We start from the raw sequence: 3,072 nt of genomic DNA, 5'->3' as shown, positions 1-3,072 counted from the left end.
CTCCCGCTTCGCCAAGACCCTCGAATTCGAGAACTACGGACCCGACGAACTCGTCATGATCGCCGGACGCATCGCCCGCACCGACGACTACACCTTCGCGCCGGGCCTGAACGAGGCGCTGCGCGCACACTTCGCCACGGTCGAACGCGACCGCAACTTCGGCAACGCCCGCGAAGCCCGCCGTCTCCTGGAGGGCATGCGCAAGGCGCAGTCCGGCCGACTGCGCGGGCTGGGCCGGATGCCGAGCCGCGACGAGTTACGTGCGCTCACCCTGCAGGACCTGCGAGTCACCGTCCGCTAGGCGGTACGCCCAGGCTCACCGTCCGACCGACCGCTAGGCAGTACCGCCCAGGCTCACCGCCCGACCGACCGACCGCCGGACAGCCCGCCCCGCCACCGACGCCGACCATCCGCCAGGTAGTTCGCCCGAGGGAGGCGACCCATGCTCACCGCCCCACCGGAGTTCACGGCCCGTCCGGTCCGCCGGCCGGGCCGGATCGGCCCGCTGAGCACCACCCAGATCCTGGTCGCCGAACTGTGCCTGGTGGCCGTGGTGGCGGCCGGCCTGCGCGGGCCGGTCCCGCTGGCCGTGGCGTCCGGAGTCGCGGCGGTGCTGCTCACGGTCTTCTTCGCCCGGCGCGGGCACCGGTGGTGGCTGGAACACCGCGCCCTGGTCGCCGACCATCGACGCCGCCGGGCCGACGCCGGTCGCACCACCGGCGCGCATGACCGATCCGGTAGCGCGGCCGGATCCGGGCCGGTGCTGGACGCGCTGCGGGGCCTGGCACCCGGGCTCGCCGTCGCCGACGTGTCCACAGCGGACGGCGGCACGGTCGGCGTGGGCCGTGACGGGGCCGGCTGGTTCAGCACCGTCGCCCTCGCCCCGGACGCCCCGCCGGTGCCGCTGGACACCCTGGTCGGGCTGCTGGCCGGCGCCGACCAGCCCGGGGTGCTGATGCAACTCGGCACCCAGACGGTTCCGGCGCCCAGCCCGGACGTGCATCCGTCGTCGCCGGCCGGCACGTCCTACCGGCAGGTGCTGGCCGGGCTCGGCAACGCGCCGGTGCCGGCCCACCGGGAGACCGCGATCAGTGTGCGGATCGACGCGTACGCACTGGCCGAGGCGTTGCAGGACCACACCGCGGACCCGGAGGAGGCAGCCGCCCTGGTCGCGTCCCTGGCCCGCAAGGTGGCGACCGGACTGCGCCGGATCGGGGTGGGCTGCCGGACCCTCGACGCGCGGCAGCTGGTGGCACTGCTGGCCCGGTCCTGCGACGTCGAACCGGGACCGCTGGCCACGGCCGGCGCCCCACCGGCCGAGGAGTGGACACATTGGCGCTCCGCCCGGCTGATCCACCGGACGTACTGGCTGCGGACGTGGCCGGCGCCCGCCGACGGGCTGGGCTCGCTGTTCGCCTGGGCGGCGACCGCACCGGCCGCACAGACCACGGTCACCCTGGTGATCGACCCGTCCGGCGGTACCGACGTCGCGGTCCGCGCGTTCGTCCGGCTGGCCACCCGGCCGGACACCGACCTCGGCGACCTGGACCGGGTGCTGGTGGACGGGGCGCGACGGGTCGGCGCCGACCTGCTGCCGCTGGACGGTGAGCAGGGGCCGGCCACCTACGCGACCGCGCCGACCGGTGGGGGCGCCGGATGACCGGGATCAACGGGGGGACGGCGCCCGACGACCGGGACGGACGAGGACGGTCCCTGATGACCGGGACGAGCGGGCACGGTGCCTGCCGGCGAGACGAACGGGGACGGTGCGTCATGGACGAGACGATCGGGGACGGTGACCGATGGCGGGGATGAACGGGGACGGTGCTCACGCGTACCGCAGAGATGCCGAAGCCGTCCCGGAACCGCAACCCACCGCCGAGGTCGTGGGGGCGCCGGAACCCGCCCCGGTGCCCGCACCGCGCGCCGCCCGCGGCCGGGTCACCTCGATGCCCGTCGTGCCCCCGGGCGGGCCGCCTGAGCGGCCCGGCACGCCCGCCCCGGCGCTCGGCGGTCCGGAAGGGCGGATCAGCAGGCTGCGGATCGGCTGGCACACCCTGCCCGGGAGCGGGCTGCGCCGGATGCGGGTCGATCCACCGCCCGACGCCGGCCTGATCCTCGGGCAGGACCGGCGGCAGCTGCCCGTGCCGTTGCGGCTGTTCGGCCCGGAACCGGCACCGGCGGCCCTGGTCGGCGGGGTGTGGGCGGCGCAGCTGCTGGTGTTCCGGGCGTTCTCGCTCGGCGCCCGGGTGATCGTGGTGACCACCGATCCGCGGTCCTGGTCGGGTTTCGGGGAGCGCGCCACCGGCCGCCCGGACCGTCTCGTGGTGCTCACCGAGGACAGTGGCACGGTCGCCGCCGGGACCGCGCAGTCGCCGGTGCTCACCGTGTACGACCTCGGCGTGACCGGCCCGGTGACCGCCCCGCCGCCGGCCTCCTGGCACACCCGGCTGACCCTGCTGCGGCAGCTGGACCGGCCCGGGATGTCCACGCTGCAGGAGGCCGGCCTGGCCCTGCTGCACCGGCTCGGCAGTGAGGAGGCGGTGCTGGCGTCGTCGGCGTTGCGCCTGAACCAGGAGACCGCCCGGTTCCTGCCGTTCATGGCCGACGACATGCTCGCGGTGATCGGGGACTGCGACGACCGGTTCGTCACGGTACGCCCGACCGGCGTCGAGCATCAGCAGTTGGGTCCGCCGCGCCGCTGACCGGTTCCGATCAGCGCGCTCAATATCGGGCGGGCGTCGCGCCGCTGACCGGTTCGGATCAGGTCGGTGGGGTCCAGGCCAGCTGCACCAGGCGGGCACCGTGCCGCCGGGTCACCATCCAGGCCCGGCCCGGCGGCAGGGGCTGCGGCCGGAGCGAGCCGAACAGCGGCCCCTCCTCCCGGGAGCCGGACATCAGGATGCCGGGTGACGCGAGTTCCCGGATCCGGCCGACGATCGGGTCGAACATCGCCCGTGCGGCACCACCGACCCGCCGGGTGATCACCAGGTGCAGGCCGATGTCGCGGGCCTGCGGCAGGAACTCCAGCAGCGGCTGCAACGGGTTCACCGACGCCCCGGCCACCAGGTC

3 protein-coding genes and 1 pseudogene are annotated in these 3,072 nt (G+C 75.4%); 3 read left to right on the top strand and 1 reads right to left on the bottom strand.

Annotated elements, in window-relative coordinates; translation table 11 throughout:
* From WH85_RS52010 to WH85_RS45900, 3 genes and pseudogenes are all read left to right on the top strand, one after another.
* A pseudogene (locus WH85_RS52010) lies at window positions 1-301 on the top strand (right-handed parallel beta-helix repeat-containing protein); the annotation flags it as partial.
* A gap of 141 nt (window positions 302-442) precedes the next feature.
* Window positions 443-1,660: a type VII secretion protein EccE gene (locus WH85_RS45905; RefSeq protein ID WP_045748532.1), complete on the top strand. Its 1,218-nt coding sequence runs from the start codon at window positions 443-445 to the stop codon at window positions 1,658-1,660.
* Window positions 1,661-1,802: 142 nt separating this feature from the next.
* Window positions 1,803-2,705 (top strand): hypothetical protein, encoded by a 903-nt coding sequence (locus tag WH85_RS45900; protein ID WP_157411663.1) that lies wholly within the window; start codon window positions 1,803-1,805, stop codon window positions 2,703-2,705.
* 58 nt (window positions 2,706-2,763) lie between these two features.
* Here WH85_RS45900 and WH85_RS52005 read toward each other — a convergent pair.
* The coding region (locus tag WH85_RS52005; protein ID WP_045748531.1) for a hypothetical protein at window positions 2,764-3,072 on the bottom strand (309 nt) is incomplete at its 5' end.

It is taken from the genome of Actinoplanes rectilineatus (assembly GCF_000962825.1).
Taxonomy (GTDB): Bacteria; Actinomycetota; Actinomycetes; order Mycobacteriales; family Micromonosporaceae; genus Actinoplanes; species Actinoplanes rectilineatus.
This window is presented reverse-complemented; position numbering and strand designations above follow the sequence as displayed.